We start from the raw sequence: 17,280 nt of genomic DNA on the forward strand, positions 1-17,280 counted from the left end.
CCTTACTCTTTCAAAAGATTGCATACTGATGTTTTTATCTTTTAATTTATTTACTAATAAAATATTATCCGAAATCGTTGATAAAGAATGAATATGCTCAAATGGTACATGAATGGTTTCTCCAAGATTATCAATGATGACAATTTCTTTATTTTCTACTTCCGTCTTATAAATCGCTTTTCTGGCGTTTAATTCTGCTTTTAGAGCTGAATCACCAAAACCAATTCCTGCGATAATCTCTCTTTCCCATGATTTTTTTAATCGATTAATTGTTTCATTTAAGAAATTCAAGTTATCTAAAATTTCTCCTCTTGAACTAAAAATCATATATTTTCCATCACCTATTTCGAAAAAAGACCCATTCATGTCACGACTAAGTGTCAGAAGTTCTTCATTCATTTTTAACGTAGCAAATTGAATATCATAAGATAATTGCTCACTTTGTTCCTCGTACATTTTCGTGTCCACATCAATCATACAAACACCAATTTGTGTCCGTTTAAAATAAGTGATTTGTGATCGTTGTTCAATCGATTGAATTACTTGTTTTGTGGCTAGTTTAGTTGTACTAATCCACTCAGCAGGTATATTATCTTCTTTTAGAAGTTCCATTACTTCTGGATAACATGTCAGTACGGCATCCACTTTATTTTCTTTATATAAACGAAGGTGGTATTCGTATAATTCATAGTAGTTAATCTGGGCATCAAATGTTTTTACCATCATTTCTTTCAGCGGAATTGATAATTGATCAAGTGAAATATCTACAACATTTGATTTGTCTAATATATCAATACTTACACAATCAATCTTATTTTTTGTCGAAACCATAAGTTGTAAAAGGGCTTTGTAAAAACCTGTTTCTAGTAGATGAATATAAAAAAATTTATTCGTATCTTGCTTCGATTGTTTGGCTATTTCATAAGGAATCGGACCTGAAAACAAGAAGTAATCGAACGCCTCGTAGTGTTCTTTTATAATGCCTGTTGTTTCAGTCGCTGTATTATAAATGAATGGAACAAAAGTTAAATTGTCAGAAAATTCTTTGGCGACTTCCAATATTCGATCTACTGATTTTATTGGTCCAACAACCCCGACTTTATACATGATATGATCCTCCATTTCAATGATTCTTTTATTATAACAAAGTGATTCATTAAACGGAAAAAAGTCTCAGGGATGAAACTACCCGAATAAATAGATAATTCCTAATCTATTATTCGGGTAGTTGCTTAAGTGATAACCAAACAATCTCTTAATTATAGTTAATAAGCTGAGCGATAAATAGGAAGACAACAGCAAAACCGTACCAGATAAGAAGAAGTGGCCAGATGAACTTTATCCATTTTTCCCATTTGATACCTGCAATTGCTAATACCGCCATAAAATAGCCGGAAGTTGGGTAGAATATATTTGAGAATCCATCCCCGAATAAGAATGCGAGTACCGCTGTTTGTCTTGTTACACCTGATAAGTCTGCGAGTCCAGACATAATTGGCATCGTAACCATTGCTTGTCCACTTCCAGATGGGATCAGAAAATTAAGTAAAGCTTGAACAATTAACATAATCGTTGCAGTAACACCACTTGGCATTGCTTCTACTAGATTCCCAGCAGCATAAATAATAGTATCCATGATGTTTCCGTCATTTAACACAACTGCAACACCACGTGCAATACCAACAACCATAGCACCTAAAATTATATCTTTAAATCCTTTCATAAATGATTCTGAAATCTGAGATATGCCGAGCCCTCCAACAATACCAACGATAATTCCAGTCATAATGTATAAACCAGATAGCTCACGGAAATACCAGCCGTGCTCAAGTATGCCCCACAGTAAAACACCAAATGCAACTAATACTACGATAGAAGCAAGCTTTTGTCTTGTAGTTGCTTTCTGTCCGTTAGTATCATCCATTGCCTGATGCTGTTCTAAGTTATCACCATAAGTAATGCTTAACTCAGGGTTACTTCGCACCTTTTTGGCATAACGTACAACATACAAAATCCCAATCGAAAGTACAATGACAAGAATAACCAATCTGTAACCCATACCTGAATATAACGGAAGTTGAGAAATTGTCTGAGCAACTCCTAAGTTTGCTGGAGCTGTCAGTGCAACGGTAAACCCAGCAATCGTTGATATAAGCACTGCGCCTGCTGCTGTTACCTTATCAAAACCAAGCCTAAGCATTAATGGTAAAATTGCTGGCAAGTAGACTAAGGATAATTCAATTTGACCTGTAAAAGTAGTAATAATTGCAAAAGGTATCATCAATATTGGAATAACCCATAGTCCTTTGTTAGAAAATGTGTTTGCTAATTTACTAACACCTAGATTAATAATTCCAGTTCGTTCAATTACTGCGAACATACCACCAATCATTAAAATTCCAAAAATAATTTCCGCTGTCTCAATAAATCCTGTTGGAATCGCAAACATAAAATCAAATATGCCTACCGGTGTACTTTCAACGACTTCGAATGTACCAGGATCAATGACCTCTCTGCCGTCTTCTATCGTTACACGCTCGTATTCTCCTGCTGGTATAACATAACTTGCAAGAGTAGCTATAATAATGATGATAAATAAGACTGCAAAGATATGGGGCATCCAGGATTTTTTCTCACTGCCTTTTTCTTCGTTGTTTTTCTTATTACTTGTTGCTTCATTTTTTTTCATGGAATTTCGCTCCTTCTTTAGCTTATTTTAAAAAATTTATCACACTGAAAATTAAAACGGCCGAATTATATAATCTTTTTCTAACAACCAATCTGATTAAAGGCTTTTTCTTACATTATGTTCATAACCGTATACATCCCTGCTTTAAACGATTTCATTTCCTGTTAAATGAAGTGCTGTTGTGATGTAATATTTTAAAGCTATTTGTAGCGCATCCTCGTTAATATCAAATTGTGGATGGTGATGTGGAATGATTGGTCCGTTTTCATTTTTCATTGCTCCAATACCAACATAGCAGCTCGGAACTACATTACTAAATGCCGAAAAATCTTCTCCACCTAGCATTGGTAATGAGGGTACAACTTTGATACGATCATCATCTTTAAATTTTTTTTGTGCATTCTCAAAAATACGTTTGGTTAATTTCTTATTATTTATGACAGGGTCATACCCATATTCATAAGAAAAAGTCGCTTTCGCATGATGAGCAGTTGCTATGTTCGTACAAATGTGTTCTATATTTTGCTTCAATCGTTCACGGACATCATTCGTTAAAGCACGAACGGAACCACCGATATATGCTTTATCCGGAATGACATTATAAGCTTCCCCGCAATGAAACCTTGTTACTGACACAACACCACTTTCCAATGGCCCGATAACCCTTGATGTAATATGTTGCAAGTTCGTTATTATTTGTGAACCAATCGCTAATGCATCTATCGCTGACTCTGGTTGTGATGCATGTCCTGATTTACCCTCTATCGTAATGTCAAAAATATCAGAAGCCGCCGATACAGGACCTTCCGTAATTTGGATTTCACCGAGGGGGACGGTTGACCATAAATGAAGACCAAGAACGTAATCGACACCCTCTAAAACCCCAGCTTCGACCATTTCTTTTGCACCGCCTGGTGGAACCTCTTCTGCATGTTGAAATAGAAATAGAAATTCCCCACTTAATTCTTCTTGTAATTCAGATAATATTTTTGCTGTCCCAAGTAATATTGCCGTATGACCGTCATGCCCACACGCGTGCATGACGCCATCTACTTTTGAAGCAAAAGGGAGGTTTGTTTCTTCTTTAATTGGTAAAGCATCAATGTCTGCTCGAATAGCTATCGTTTTACCAGATCCTTTTCCACCTTTTAAACGTCCCATCACACTCGTTTTTGTTGGGTGTGAAACTTCAATATTACCTAACCTGTTCAATTGATCATTAATATATTGAGCTGTTTTAAATTCGTTAAATGAAAGCTCGGGATATTGATGAAGATAACGTCGCCAATTAATCATTTGTTTGTGAGCGTTTTCGTAAATTGTTATGTTCATTTGAATACTCCTTTTTATTTACGTCGATTAAACGACACTTGCGTTAATTATATTATAAGAGGTTCTTCATATTAATCAAGCCCTTTTATTAAAAAAGTTTGATAATTTTAATGTAGCACTCAGAATTTAATTCATGATAATCATTGAAAATATTACGCGTGGTGAATGTAATGTATAATGAAGTTTTGTTTCATAAAAGTTGTAATAGTACTTACAGTGGGGGAAGTTAAATACAACATCTTTTTCATATTTTAATTGAGTAGAGTGTTTTCTATCATCATGGTAGACGGAACAACTTTTTATATGACGGTTATTGCATGATAAATCCTTCTTATTTTTGGTATAGTTGACGTAATCAAAGTAGTTTATAGGATGTGAGTACAATCGAGTCTGATTTTTTATATCCTTGTCGTACAAGTCATTTATTTGATAATGATTGGTTAAAAAAGTGGCAAGATGGACGACAGTATACATTTAAGCGTGGAGAGCAGATTAGTTATCCGAACAAAATAGAGAACCAACTGTATCTAGTCGTCACAGGAAATGTGAGTATCGGACATTTACATGAAGACGGGAAAGAATGTGTTTTAGGAATATTACATGCTGGAGATTTTGTTGATTTGCCAAGTGTGTTTTCGGATAAAGAGAGTGACGTGTATGCAACAGCATTAACAGATGTAACAGTAGTAAAAGTTCCTAAAAAAGATATTATTGATAAAGTGACTGGGACTCCAGAGTTATCCCATCAATTATTAGCTTATTTTTCAAGACAATTGCAAGAAGTTGTAATGATTTTGGAACAGGTCGCCTATGATAAGGTAGAAGAGCGATTAATTCGTGCGTTTCATCGTTTAATCGACCGGAAAAATGCGAAAAACGGATGGTACCCGCTTCCTGAATTTATTACGCATAAAGATATTGCTGGCATGATCGCCTCAACCCGTGAGACGGTAACCTTTTTAATCAATAAACTCATTCAAAGTGGCGTGCTTAAAAATGAAGAAAATCGACTTTGGTTTCTAAAAGACTAGTCATCTCATTCTCCATAAACCTATAATAAATATGTAATCTCCCTTACATACAAATATCTTTACTCCATGTAAGATGAGTATTGTATTAACTACTTATTGTTGGAGGAGATAGGAATGAACGGAATAAATTTTGCAGCAGTGGAGCAAACAACGAAAATGATTAAAGAAGACCCATCGCTGAAAATGAGAAATTGGCAGGCGAGTATTAAGTGGAAAACAGGTGTTCAAAACACGTTGAAAATTCGTGATTTTGACCCAATAAAAATAGATGAACCTGAACTATTAGGTGGAACGGATACAGGGCCCAATCCCGTTGAATTGCTAATCGGAACAGCGGGAAGTTGTTTTTCCATTACGTTTCAAGTGCTAGCAAGCCAAGAAGGCATTACATTAGATGAGGTTAGTGTTGATATCGAGGCAGATTTAAATGCAGCTGTATTCCTAGGCTTGGAAGAGGGAGATGGAGGCATCATTGATCCAGTTATTACATTAAAGGCAAAAACAACAGCAAACAAAGAGCAAGTAGAAGAAATTGCACAAGTAGCACTGCAAAAGTCTCCTGTACTCATGAGTATGAAAGCAAAAATTCATTTGGAAATAGAATAAGAATCAATAGAGTGGAAATTTCACCCTATAAATCTTGAGCCATTGGTAATTTTTACAGTTATGAGTTTTGATACACACATAATCATAACGTAATTTGCCGTGGCTTTTTATTTTGTTTAGTTCCTAATTGATAATGTATATTTCGCGATAGCATTTTGATTCCGTGTACAGGATGTTCATTTAATGGGAATAGCACATCTAGCCTCGTTTTAGTCCGTTTAAAAGATGCATAAATAGAGTTTCTTTCTTGAAGGTTATGATAAGAATCCAAGATATCTCCGTATTTATTCAAAATATCATCTATATCTGCGGAAAAAAGAATAGTTCTTGCAGGTTCTGGTCTTCTAGACAAATTCAGAACCTCCAATCATTTCCTCTATTAATTCTTCTTTTTCCACCTCTAAATCTTGCCATCTGCGAATATCAGAAGGATCGTCCATAGCATCAATATCTTCTACCTTATATTTTTCCAATGCTTCCATAATCGTTTTCGCTTTATATTCTTTTTGCAATTCTGTTATCTCATCAAGCACTTCTTTCAACCGTTCTTCAGGTGTCTGATTTTGTAGTTTCTCTTCTTGTGCTAACATTTGCATACGGATAGCATATACCGGATCATGCCAAAGAGCCACCGCATGTTTGGGTATTTTATGATGGGAAGTCGTATCAATCGTTTCAAATCCTTGTTTTATATACTTGTTAAGTGTCACATTGGATACTCCTAGCAATTCTGCGGCTTCTTTTGGTGTAATGAGATATTCTTCCCGATACTCAAAGTACATCCCTTTTCCGCCCATTCGGTAGTACCAAAGTTCCACATCTATTTTTAATTTACCAAAATCAACATCAGAAACAGGATGTTCAATTTTATTGATGAAATGTAACGTTTTATGCATAGATTCCATGTTTTTCTTTGATCGAATATAGCCTTCATCAAAATCGAAGACGCTTGTTTCAAAAGTAATTCCCTTCAGACGATCTTTAAAAGCACTTAACATGAAATGAATAACTCGATCGAATACATACAAAGTCTCCTTCTCGATTTTGAGCAAATTATTAGTCTCGTATGCTTTTTGAATATCAACTTTTGTCTGTTCAAGTAAATCAATACTCATTATTTTCACCTCTTTCTACCTCCATTTTAGCGTGTTCTTCACGAAAATACAATATCGTTACTTAATGATATGATATAATCATTAACATTATATTCAACATTTTTATTATCTATGCGTTATAACTTTTAAGTTTGAGTGTTTTCTCATATATTCAGTTCGAAAAAATTCATATACAAAAGTGAACAAGTGTTCGATTCTAATATATATGAAGAAGGGGAATTAGAAGAGGTTGCAACTTGTAAGTATTACTTACAAGTTCAAAATGAAGGTGAGAGAGAGGTTAAAAGAAATGCGAAACACTACAACCTCGAAATGATTATTGCCATCGGCTACCGAGTTTGCTCCCATCGAGGCACACAATTTCGCAGATGGGCAACAGAGCGTTTGAATGAATATCTCGTTAAAGGCTTTACTATGGATGATGATCGTTTGAAAGAAATGCGTAATTGGGGACAAGATTACTTTGAAGACTTTATTAGAAAAAAAGACGAGAGAAAAGGAATAATCCTCTCGTCTTTTTGTCTCTTAAATCACCACGGTGAACCTGAATTAGTTGTATCTTGATTATGGAATCTCTCTTAATTGATTAAGTATTGTCAAATAAAAAACCGAGCAGGCATCGAGCTAGCTTGGTTTTTGTCTTAATGGAGGTCAATTTAAATATCATTTCTTTTAATATGATAAACTGGCTTATAAAGCATGTTAACGGAAGATACATAAAAATAACAAATCTTTTTTTGTTCAAAAATTTTCAAAGAAGGGGTATGGATGTTGAAAAAATTTAAGAAAGTTTACTTAGAAATTACAAGTGTATGTAATCTTGCATGTAGTTTTTGTCCACCGACATTACGACCGAAACAATTCATTTCACTGGAGGATTACTCCAAGCGATTAGACGAAATTAAACCGCATACAGATTATGTTTATTTACATGTAAAGGGTGAGCCACTGTTACATCCTAAGATCGATCAATTGTTAGATATTAGTCATGAAAAAGGGTTTAACGTTCATATTACAACGAACGGAACATTAATTAAAAAGAAGGGAGAAACAATAATAAATAAGCCTGCGCTAAGGCAATTAAATTTCTCACTCCATAGCTTTGATGGCAATCCTGCTCTCAGAGAAAAAGATAAGGAAAGCTACGTGAGAAGTATCCTATCTTTTGTAAAAAAAGCAATGAGCCAATCAAAAATGTATATTTCCTTGAGATTATGGAACCTGACAGAAGACAATCTGGTAAATCTAGAAAGAAGTCGGAATAGAGAATTGCTAGAAATTATTGAGAAAGAATTTAATTTAGATTACAAAATTGAAGAAAAAGTGAAGCCAGGTGGCGGCATCAAAATTGCAGATCGAGTATACATCAACCAGGATTATGAGTTTAAGTGGCCTGCATTACATGAAGAGGAAGATGATGGTAGGGGCTTCTGCTATGGCTTAAGAAACCAGGCAGGTATCTTGGCAGACGGAACCGTTATCCCTTGTTGTCTAGATGGTGAGGGAATTATTGACCTTGGAAATATTAATAATCACTCATTTTCTGAAATTATCAAAATGGATCGAGCAAAAAACCTTGTTGATGGTTTTTCAAGAAGAGTGGCTGTGGAGGAACTATGTAGAAAATGCGGCTTTCGTAAAAGATTTGGGACATAGTTAAACAAATCACTTGGTTAAAACAAGTATAGGAAAGATTCAGTTCTCAAGTTGTACTTTACAACTGCTTAGATGAAGAAAAATGGAATATCCCCTCATCTTTTGCCCCTTACATAATGAATCTTTCCATAACAAACCAATGTACATCACATAATTTATCGATGGAATTTTTCAATTTTGCATATGTATAATCTCTCCGTCTTGCTTTAATAGCGCTTCTCATGGAAAGTGTCATTTTTTTATGAACAACAATATTTTTAGAATATAGAGTAAATAGCTCTTGTACCTCTTTCTCTTCTTTATCCCCTTTATGATCATCTATTTTTAGTTATACTTCTTGTTGCGTGTCGTTTAAATTCTATATTTTTCTTATTATTGTTACTAAACCTTCCACGTAACGTCATACGTATTGTTGTAAATAATCCAACTAGACAAAAACACATTTTTACTTCCTTGCATATACTGCTATGGGCTTCAAAAAAAGGAGTGTTAATAATGAGTGGAAACTGGAATCTTAGTGATCCGTATGTTTATCAAGTTTTAACGGGATTTCACAATAAATCCCTTGCCGTTCAAACGACGCAAGGCTCTGTACGAGGCGTATTAAGAGAGGTCATGCCTGATTATATCGTCATCCATATGGGCGGCACACCATTTTTTATTCGTATACCTCAAATTATTTGGTTTCACCAAATAGAGAACGAATAAGTCAAGTTCCATCCAACATATGATAACAATAGTTATTTTTTACGGAAGGAGGATAACAGCTCATGATGAAACGAGTGAATAAAATCGTCATTGAGTTACCATATCCAGAACATGGCGATATGAATGCTGCTGCAGCTGTACAAGAATTAATGGGAGGCAAATTCGGTGAGATGTCCACATTAAACAATTACATGTTCCAATCCTTTAATTTCCGCGGTAAAAGAAAGTTTAAGCCCTTTTATGATTTAATTGCAAGTATTACGGCGGAAGAATTTGGTCATGTTGAATTAGTTGCAAATGCAATTAATCTACTTTCCATCGGCAATACCGTTCCAGGTGACCCTGACACTGCCCCTCTACAAAATGGAAAGGATGCCCGTTACTCAACGCATTTTACGACAACTGCTCAAACAGCTTATCCGGGAGACGGAATGGGGAGACCGTGGAACGGATCTTACGTAAATAACAGTGGTACGCTCGTGGAAGATCTTCTTGCCAATTATTTATTGGAAATCGGCGCAAGAAACCATAAAATGCGTGTCTATGAAATGACTACCCATCCTACCGCCTTAGAAATGATTGGCTACTTACTTGTTAGAGGCGGAACGCATATTATTGCCTATGCAAAAGCAATTGAAGTAGCTACAGGGGTGGAGATAGGTAAGATGCTTCCTGTCCCAAGTTTGGATAATAATAAATTTGATTATGCCAAAAAATTCATGGATCAAGGATTATATAATGTGTTGTATACATGGGGTGAATCGGATTATCGGGATATCAACCAAATTTGGAAAGGGGCTAACCCAGAAACAGGTGAAAGATTAAGAGTAATTGATGGAGTGCCTGAAGGCGCGCCTGTACCTGATTTTCCAGAACTTCCAGAGCAATTTGCACCAGGAATTGATCGTGATGATTACCATCGTATATTAAAACGTTTAAAAAGTAATTTGTAATTTTTAAAAAACTCGGCTGTCACCTAGCCTTTTAGTGACAGCCTTAGTTGCAATTTGTGCAAGTCAAGAAAATATTATACCTTCTTACCTGCCAAAAAGAGTCATTGTAAAATAATCAATCATGCAAAGATTTAAATTATTCAGGAAGAGAGAATAACCACTGCCTATTCAGATTTTCCATTCTTGATTCGGTACTTAATGAAGGAGGTTCGATTCGCTTGAAAAAAGTGAGGGTTGGATTACGACCCATTGTAAGGAATATAAATTTACCCACTGTCATGAAATCAACTGTACTTCCAGGTGACTCAATGGAAAGATTATTTATTGCAACCCAAGTAGGAGAAATCTTTTACTTAGCAGACCGGGATATTAAGACTTTTTTAGATATTCGCTCTCAGATAATAAATCTAGGTGCTAATGGTGGATATGATGAACGAGGATTGCTAGGACTAGCGTTTCATCCAGATTTTTATTATAACGGTTTGTTCTATCTTCATTATTCAGTTGCTGGAACACAAGGACCAGGCGCTTTACCTGAATCCTTTCATCCTGACCCGTGTGATCCCAATACTTTAAATCTTAGATGGACAAATAGAGAAACTCAATTTGATCATATTGATACCATTGAAGAATGGGGTTTACAGTTGAATGGCACACCGGGGAAACGACGTACATTACTTAACTTAAGAAGACCATTTGCAAATCATAATGGAGTTAATAGTTTAAATTTCTCCCCTGAAACAGGAAAACTTGTATTAACAACGGGAGATGGTGGATCGGGCTATGATCCATTTAACTTAAGTCAGGATAATATGGAGATTGCTGGTAAAATAATTGAGATTGATGTAAGTAAGAATACATTTATCAATAATCCACCTGTTGTTACACGGTTTAATGAACTTCCTTTAAGCTTTCAGGAAATCCTTACCGTAATGGCCAAAGGGGTTCGCAACATACCAGGCATTTCGTATCAAAGGGGTTATAATCAGTACGTAAAATATACGGGAAATGTCGGACAGGATTTGGTAGAGTCGATCTTTTCATTCGTATATTATAAACCAATACCAGTAACTCATCTCAATTCTGAAACTGATGAAGAAGGTTTAATTAACTTTGGCTGGCGGGGATGGGAAGGTGCTTTTCCTACTTCGATTATAAAAGACTGCACGAATAATCCGACTTTGAATGAAAAAACAATCGCTTATTACTATGAAGCAGTTGCACTTTCAGGAAATCGTCTTCAGCCTTTAACTAGTTATTTTCATCAGGATAAAAGACCCGATAAGTTTGCTGGCACTGCACTTACAGGAATTCAAGCTTATATGGGAAATGCCATCCCAAATTTAACAGGAAGTGTTGTCTTTACCGATCTCGCCCGGAAAGAATCTCAATCTCAAGTTAGAGGGGCTTTAGCTTACACCATGGTGAGACCGGATGGTAAACAAAATGATTTTAGTGTGATTGAAACCGATTATGACTTTGGGTCTCAATCTAGCTATTATGTTAGTTTGGGAACGAATCTGAATCAATCTAGATTATTTTTAGGAGTTTATAACTCTACAAGAGTGACTGATCTTAACCAGGGTACCATTTTTGAAATAGTTCCATGAATTATTTCTAAACCATAATCATTTTTATTCTTTTAAAAATAATTAATGCAATTTCAACCCATAACCAGCTATAAAGGAAAGAAAATAAAGAAATACTTCCAATTGTAAGAAATGAAAAGGAATCAGAGGCGGCTGGACCTAAAACTGGAAAGTGGAAAATATATAGCAGACTCATAATCCCTAAAAATAAAAAAATTGCACCAGAAGCGATCATACTTATTCTCTTTCTAAAAAGGGAAAAAGATGTCCCTATGCCAAGTCCTAACAATCCTGTTGTAAAGGGGAATATAATTAGTTCAGTCGGCTCTAGGATGAATAACAGCATCATTGTCAGAAAATAGGACATTACTCCAAAGGGAATAGAAAATATGGAACATAACAGAATAGGTGCAGTGGCAAGTGGACTTATAAAATATCCTATACCTGGTAACATGCCTCCAGCAGCCTGGAGAATAGCAGCAATACAAGAAAAAATAGATACTAACATGTGCTTCATTGTTTTTTTATGATGGTTGAATTTTTCTTGAATTAAACGAACCTCATCAGAAATAGGTTTAAAAAAATACATCTTTCCACCCCATTCTAAATGAATTAAATGTTACTACACATTATATTTCCATTTATTAAAGGTAGAACTTATGATTACTCCCAACATCCGAATCTTGCGACTATGGGGTCAACTTTTATACAATCATTAAAAATATTAATATTGAAAACCTCGTATAGTAATTCCTTGATGATCCTTGGCATAAGTAAATGAGGCTTTTTCAATTGGCATTAATTATGAAAAAATAAATTGCATTATATTACGTATTGAAAATTAGCATTGCAAGTATACACGTTTACAAAACGGTAAACAAATGTTTTCAAATACGTTTACATGTAAACAAATATGTTTGCATCGCTTAAAAAAATGTGTATACAGTTTTGTAATTATCGTTTACAGAAATGTGTACAAAAGCCAGTTTGTTTACAGTATGTTTACAGGTTTACAATTTTATTTCTTTTCAGTAACCCTCATTGAAGAATCTACTAATCTCTTATACCCTTTAATAAATAGCATCAGTCGTACACAGAGAATGGTTAGTAGAAAACTTGGCTTATCGCCAAGCCTTTATGGCGAAAGGCTTAATTGCACTTATGCAGATAAGAAAGTTTAATACTTTCTTATCTGCGAAAAAAATTATTATTGAAAAGGAATGAATGTCTATGTCGAGAATTGCAGCAGTTGATGTTGGTAATGATTCGATTAAAGCGATTTTTGGAGAACTAGAGTACGAATTAAATATTCCTAACATTATTGCAAGGGACACAGAAGACCGTCCGGTAATTGGAATAGAGGAATTAGACAATAAGAATCCTCTCGAGGGGATTCATTTGAAGGTGCATTCGCCAGCTCTAAAGGAAAATAATGCGATTTATCGTGTTGGTCACTTAGCGACAAAAAGTAGTAATGCAGAGGAGTTAGATCCGGGAAGTAGTAAATCAGAAGAAGATCAAACATTGATCATGCTGCTTTCCACATTAGCACTGGATGCAGTAAAAGAAGAGAATGCGTCAATTTTCCCTCGTATCAAAAACGTTGTTGATGCTAATTATACATTGGGAACGGGCCTCCCCCTTCGTGAAGTAAAAGAGGGAAAAGATGCTGGATACCGTTCAAAATTAATAGGATCTGTGCATCAGGTAGAGTTTCTCGTTACACCAAAGTATCAGGGGCTAAAGGTGAATATTAAATTTAATGAGGTAAAGGTATACCCTGAGGGATTTGCTGCCTATATTAATCTTGTAATGGATAATAATCATAAGGTTATTAATAAAGATTTAATCGATAAAAGAATCTTAATTCAAGATATTGGTGGCTTGTCTACAGATATTGCTGTTATTAGAAACCGTAATGTCGATGATGATAAGGCGCAAGGGTTTAATCTTGGGGTATCTGAATCATTAGAGGCTATCAGAGAAGAAATCAGATCCAAACATGGGATAGAATTGGATAGCCGTCGTGATGTTGTTGATATTATCACAAGGAAAAATAATCGTAATCACATCATGGTGAAAGGAAATCGGACAAGTGTCCATGATATTACAGACCGTATGCTGCTGGAATTAGCCAAAAAACAATATCGTTTATTACATAATGTATGGCAAAAAAACTCACAAACAGAGATCTGTTATTTTGTTGGTGGCGGTTCTAATGTCATAAAAGATTATCTAAAAACGTTAAATAATAATCTAGATGGGTATAATATTGAATTTTTTGAAGATGAAAAAGAGAGTATTTGGATGATGGCAAACGCTTATTATAAGCTTATTACCGACTATGTAAGGAAGACAGAGAAGAAAAAGGCATCCCAAAAGCCGGTAAAAAAATAAAGTTAAGGTGATTCTATGAAAAAGTCTGTCTCAAATGAGATTAAAAGAGGGCAAGCGATTTCTTTCCGCGTCCCCTCTGATACTCCTGATCATTTATTAAAACATCTGCAGAAACTAAAAGAAACAGAAAGAAGGAACTTTTCTAGTAGGATTGCTGAGTTTGTGATGCAGGGGGTTGGTCAGTCCCTCTCAAGGGAAAGAGAAGTAATTTCTATTCCCCTCCCCCATAAATTAACTAAGCATCAGCGGAATTGGCTAAAGCATGAACATTCAGAGGCATTACTTGGTAGCATTATTTATCAGCTTTTATCAGATCCGGTCCGTGCTGCTTCCTTGCTTGCCTCTTTAAATAGTAATTCCTTAAATCTAGATGATGCTTTATATCTCCAAGAGGAAATTGACATGGATAAACCCCAAACAGAGGAATTAAACATGGAAACTCAGTTACCTTCTTTAGAGAAAACTACTTTATCAGACGAGTTAAATAAGTTTGATGATGACTTACATACATTTAAGCTGGAAAGTGTAAAAGAAGATCTCGTAAAAATGGAGGAGAAAGAGGATTCATCCGAAGATGATTTAGATAGTCTTTTAGAGGATTTTCTTACAGAAATGAATAAGTAAAATAGTATATCTTTAATAAACAGGTAGGGTAATTAATTGCTCTAATTGCAAAACCATTTAATTTACGTGGGTAATTACTATGATAGAAGTTACGGTTGTGTTCTAATAAGCGAATTATAGAGTAGACTCCATATTGTTATTCTAATTATATTACTTCTATGTGACTAAAGTAACAAAATACGGCAATTCGTGTAATACATTCTTAATCATTCTGTTACTGAATACCCTATTCTTATATGCTAATATAGTCACTGTTAGCATTTAAGGAGGGCTTACTTTATGAAAAAATTAGGGGTAGCTATTGCGACATTGAGTATTTTCTTTACAGGGATAGCTACAATGAATGTTTCTGCAGAAGAATATGAGGTGCAGGAACGAGATAGTCTTTGGAGTATTGCACAAAAATTTGACACTTCTGTCCAAAATTTGATCGATATAAATGGATTGGATTCTACAATAATCCATCCAGGCCAACATATAACTACTACTGATAAGATAGCGCAAGAGGAAACATCAACAACGGAATCATATATCGTTAAAAAAGGTGATACACTAAGCGAAATTAGTAGTAAATATAATATAAATATAGAAGAGTTAATGAATTGGAACGATCTTTCTGATAGTTTGATTCTTATCGGACAAGAGTTGAAAATTAATCGAACATTACAAGAAGGTAACGTTGCAAAAACAGAAGGAAAACAAAACAATAAAAGTGAGGCTACAGAAGTAGCAAATGAACCGAAGCTAAAACAAGAAGCCAAAACAATTTCAGTAACAGCAACTGCTTATACTGCGAAATGTGACGGTTGCTCTGGAATAACATCTACAGGAATTGATTTACTTGCAAACCCTGATAAGAAAGTAATTGCTGTAGATCCAAATGTGATTCCTTTAGGTACGGAAGTATATGTGGAAGGCTACGGAAAAGCCGTCGCTGGTGACATTGGTGGTGCAATCAAAGGAAATAAAATTGATGTCCATGTACCAACAAAAAGTGAAGCAAGTAGTTGGGGCGTAAAAACTGTTGATGTAACAATTCTTGATTAAAACTAGTAGCAGAAAATAAATATCATCATAAGGAAAGTGGCTATAAAGCTGCTTTCCTTTTTTGTTATGGGACATCTACTTTAATTAAGTATACATTTTATACTGACATATCGTCTATACAATTTTAGAAAACTTGGCTTATCGTTAAAGAAAACATGCTCTCATCACTAGGGGTATGCCGACGTTAGGCAGAGAGCCTGTTCTTAGTCGGCCTTCCTGGCCAAAGACGGAGGTGATGTTGCACTTATGCTAAGTAAGTGCAAGCTTTTGCGAGAGTATGAATTGCACTTACGCGTGATTGACGTGCTAGTGACTTACGCCTGGGACAAATGCTTTACGGTGGGACGGAACGAAAGTGCAAATGCTCTTCGATGGGACGAGTAAGCGCAGTCCCAGTCTCAGGACGCTCGAGCTTTTAGCCAGTGAGCGAGTCTAGAAAATTTTATACTTTTTATCTACCAAAAAAGTCATTTCACCACCAACAGTAGTAAAATGACTTTAAAAAATTTATTATTTAAGCTTCCGTTTTTTGAAATGAATCAGCATTTCGGATGAGATAGTCGAATGCACTTAATGATGCAGTCGCAGCTGCTCCCATTGAGATGATGATTTGTTTATATTTTTCATCTGTGCAGTCTCCTGCAGCAAATACGCCTGGAACGTTTGTTGCACCGTTTCTATCGACGACGATTTCACCAAATTTATTACGTTCTACTGCATCGCCTAGCCAGGCTGTGTTTGGTACAAGACCGATTTGGACGAAGACTCCTTCTAGTTCGATATGTTCTTCTTTTTCAGTTTCTCGATCAATATAGGAGATCCCATTTACATTGTCTGTTCCAGTAATTTCTGTTGTTTGAGCATTTTTAATCACTGTTACATTCGGTAAACTTTTCAGACGATCTTGCAACACAGAATCAGCTTTTAACTCATCTGCATATTCGAGAATGGTTACATGTTTTACAATTCCGGCAAGGTCAATTGCTGCCTCTACACCAGAGTTACCTCCGCCGATAACTGCTACACGTTTTCCTTCAAATAAAGGACCATCACAATGCGGGCAATAAGCTACCCCTTTATTTCTGAACTCATCCTCACCAGGAACACCGATTTTACGCCAGCTAGCACCTGTAGTCAGGATAACCGATTTACTCTTTAGAACTGCACCATTTTCAAGTTCAATTTCAATCAAGTCTTTCTTTTCAAGACGTGTAGCACGCTGTAAATTCATGACATCAATATTATAATCTTTCACATGTTCCTCAAGATTTGCTGCAAGCTTCGTGCCTTCTGTGCGTTTAACACTAATAAAGTTTTCAATCGTTGCTGTGTCTAGAATTTGACCACCAAATCGTTCTGCAACAATACCTGTACGGATTCCTTTACGTGCCGCATAAATTGCTGCACTTGCCCCTCCAGGTCCACCACCAACAACAAGTACATCAAATGGATCCTTATCTTCAAATTCTGATGCGTCTGGACCACCGCCAAGCTTAGCAAGAATTTCTTCTACAGTCATCCGACCGTTTCCAA

17 protein-coding genes are annotated in these 17,280 nt (G+C 35.6%); 10 read left to right on the forward strand and 7 right to left on the reverse strand.

Translation table 11 applies throughout. The features are described from left to right. The 3 genes from ACPYKA_RS09480 to ACPYKA_RS09490 form a co-directional block, all read right to left on the reverse strand. A partial coding sequence (locus ACPYKA_RS09480; RefSeq protein ID WP_479542051.1) for a hypothetical protein occupies positions 1–1,107 on the reverse strand: 1,107 nt, incomplete at its 3' end. A gap of 148 nt (positions 1,108–1,255) precedes the next feature. Next, entirely contained in the window at positions 1,256–2,689 is a 1,434-nt protein-coding gene (locus tag ACPYKA_RS09485) for a YfcC family protein (RefSeq protein WP_479542052.1), read from the reverse strand. A 144-nt stretch (positions 2,690–2,833) separates the two neighbouring features. Beyond that, entirely contained in the window at positions 2,834–4,021 is a 1,188-nt protein-coding gene (locus tag ACPYKA_RS09490) for a M20 metallopeptidase family protein (RefSeq protein WP_479542053.1), read from the reverse strand. A gap of 374 nt (positions 4,022–4,395) precedes the next feature. Between ACPYKA_RS09490 and ACPYKA_RS09495 the strand changes: the two genes are divergently transcribed. Both ACPYKA_RS09495 and ACPYKA_RS09500 read left to right on the forward strand, forming a co-directional pair. Beyond that, entirely contained in the window at positions 4,396–5,052 is a 657-nt protein-coding gene (locus tag ACPYKA_RS09495) for a Crp/Fnr family transcriptional regulator (RefSeq protein ID WP_479542054.1), read from the forward strand. Positions 5,053–5,166: 114 nt separating this feature from the next. After that, positions 5,167–5,658 carry an OsmC family protein gene (locus ACPYKA_RS09500; protein WP_479542055.1) on the forward strand — a complete coding sequence of 164 codons (492 nt, stop codon included), beginning with the start codon at positions 5,167–5,169 and terminating at the stop codon, positions 5,656–5,658. Between the two features lie 82 nt (positions 5,659–5,740). Here the strand turns inward: ACPYKA_RS09500 and ACPYKA_RS09505 are convergent, their stop codons facing one another. Together ACPYKA_RS09505 and ACPYKA_RS09510 are read right to left on the reverse strand one after the other, a co-directional pair. After that, on the reverse strand, positions 5,741–6,010 hold the full coding sequence (locus tag ACPYKA_RS09505) for a hypothetical protein (RefSeq protein ID WP_479542056.1): 270 nt from the start codon (positions 6,008–6,010) through the stop codon (positions 5,741–5,743). Next, positions 6,003–6,782, reverse strand: coding sequence for a MerR family transcriptional regulator (locus ACPYKA_RS09510; protein WP_479542057.1), 780 nt, complete (start codon positions 6,780–6,782; stop codon positions 6,003–6,005). The genes ACPYKA_RS09505 and ACPYKA_RS09510 overlap by 8 nt, the downstream gene beginning before the upstream one ends. 177 nt (positions 6,783–6,959) lie before the next feature. On the opposite strand from ACPYKA_RS09510, the gene rhuM reads away from it, so the two are divergent. The 5 genes from rhuM to ACPYKA_RS09535 all read left to right on the forward strand — a co-directional run bounded on the left by rhuM (position 6,960) and on the right by ACPYKA_RS09535 (position 11,700). Next, positions 6,960–7,337 (forward strand): RhuM family protein, encoded by a 378-nt coding sequence (gene rhuM / locus ACPYKA_RS09515; protein ID WP_479542058.1) that lies wholly within the window; start codon positions 6,960–6,962, stop codon positions 7,335–7,337. A 207-nt stretch (positions 7,338–7,544) separates the two neighbouring features. Then, positions 7,545–8,429: a radical SAM/SPASM domain-containing protein gene (locus tag ACPYKA_RS09520; protein ID WP_479542059.1), complete on the forward strand. Its 885-nt coding sequence runs from the start codon at positions 7,545–7,547 to the stop codon at positions 8,427–8,429. A 495-nt stretch (positions 8,430–8,924) separates the two neighbouring features. Then, positions 8,925–9,137: a YuzF family protein gene (locus tag ACPYKA_RS09525; protein ID WP_479542060.1), complete on the forward strand. Its 213-nt coding sequence runs from the start codon at positions 8,925–8,927 to the stop codon at positions 9,135–9,137. Positions 9,138–9,199: 62 nt separating this feature from the next. Then, positions 9,200–10,090 carry a manganese catalase family protein gene (locus ACPYKA_RS09530; RefSeq protein WP_479542061.1) on the forward strand — a complete coding sequence of 297 codons (891 nt, stop codon included), beginning with the start codon at positions 9,200–9,202 and terminating at the stop codon, positions 10,088–10,090. 218 nt (positions 10,091–10,308) lie between these two features. After that, a complete protein-coding gene (locus tag ACPYKA_RS09535) occupies positions 10,309–11,700 on the forward strand; it encodes a PQQ-dependent sugar dehydrogenase (protein WP_479542062.1) in 1,392 nt (463 codons plus the stop codon). Positions 11,701–11,707: 7 nt separating this feature from the next. Here the strand turns inward: ACPYKA_RS09535 and ACPYKA_RS09540 are convergent, their stop codons facing one another. Then, positions 11,708–12,268, reverse strand: coding sequence for a hypothetical protein (locus ACPYKA_RS09540; protein WP_479542063.1), 561 nt, complete (start codon positions 12,266–12,268; stop codon positions 11,708–11,710). A gap of 635 nt (positions 12,269–12,903) precedes the next feature. Here ACPYKA_RS09540 and ACPYKA_RS09545 point away from each other — a divergent pair. The 3 genes from ACPYKA_RS09545 to ACPYKA_RS09555 all read left to right on the forward strand — a co-directional run bounded on the left by ACPYKA_RS09545 (position 12,904) and on the right by ACPYKA_RS09555 (position 15,747). Continuing rightward, entirely contained in the window at positions 12,904–14,076 is a 1,173-nt protein-coding gene (locus ACPYKA_RS09545; RefSeq protein WP_479542064.1) for an Alp7A family actin-like protein, read from the forward strand. A gap of 15 nt (positions 14,077–14,091) precedes the next feature. Further along, the gene (locus tag ACPYKA_RS09550) at positions 14,092–14,700 is read left to right on the forward strand and encodes a hypothetical protein (RefSeq protein WP_479542065.1); all 609 of its coding nucleotides are present in this window, start codon (positions 14,092–14,094) and stop codon (positions 14,698–14,700) included. Positions 14,701–14,979: 279 nt separating this feature from the next. Further along, complete coding sequence (locus tag ACPYKA_RS09555; RefSeq protein WP_479542066.1) at positions 14,980–15,747, forward strand: 3D domain-containing protein; 768 nt, start codon at positions 14,980–14,982, stop codon at positions 15,745–15,747. 514 nt (positions 15,748–16,261) lie between these two features. On the opposite strand, the gene ahpF is transcribed toward ACPYKA_RS09555, so the two are convergent. Continuing rightward, positions 16,262–17,280: alkyl hydroperoxide reductase subunit F (gene ahpF / locus ACPYKA_RS09560; protein ID WP_479542067.1), on the reverse strand; the 1,019-nt coding region annotated here is incomplete at its 5' end.

This window comes from Pseudogracilibacillus amylolyticus (SeqCode) (assembly GCF_051918545.1).
In the GTDB taxonomy this organism is placed as follows: domain Bacteria; phylum Bacillota; class Bacilli; order Bacillales; family Amphibacillaceae; genus Pseudogracilibacillus.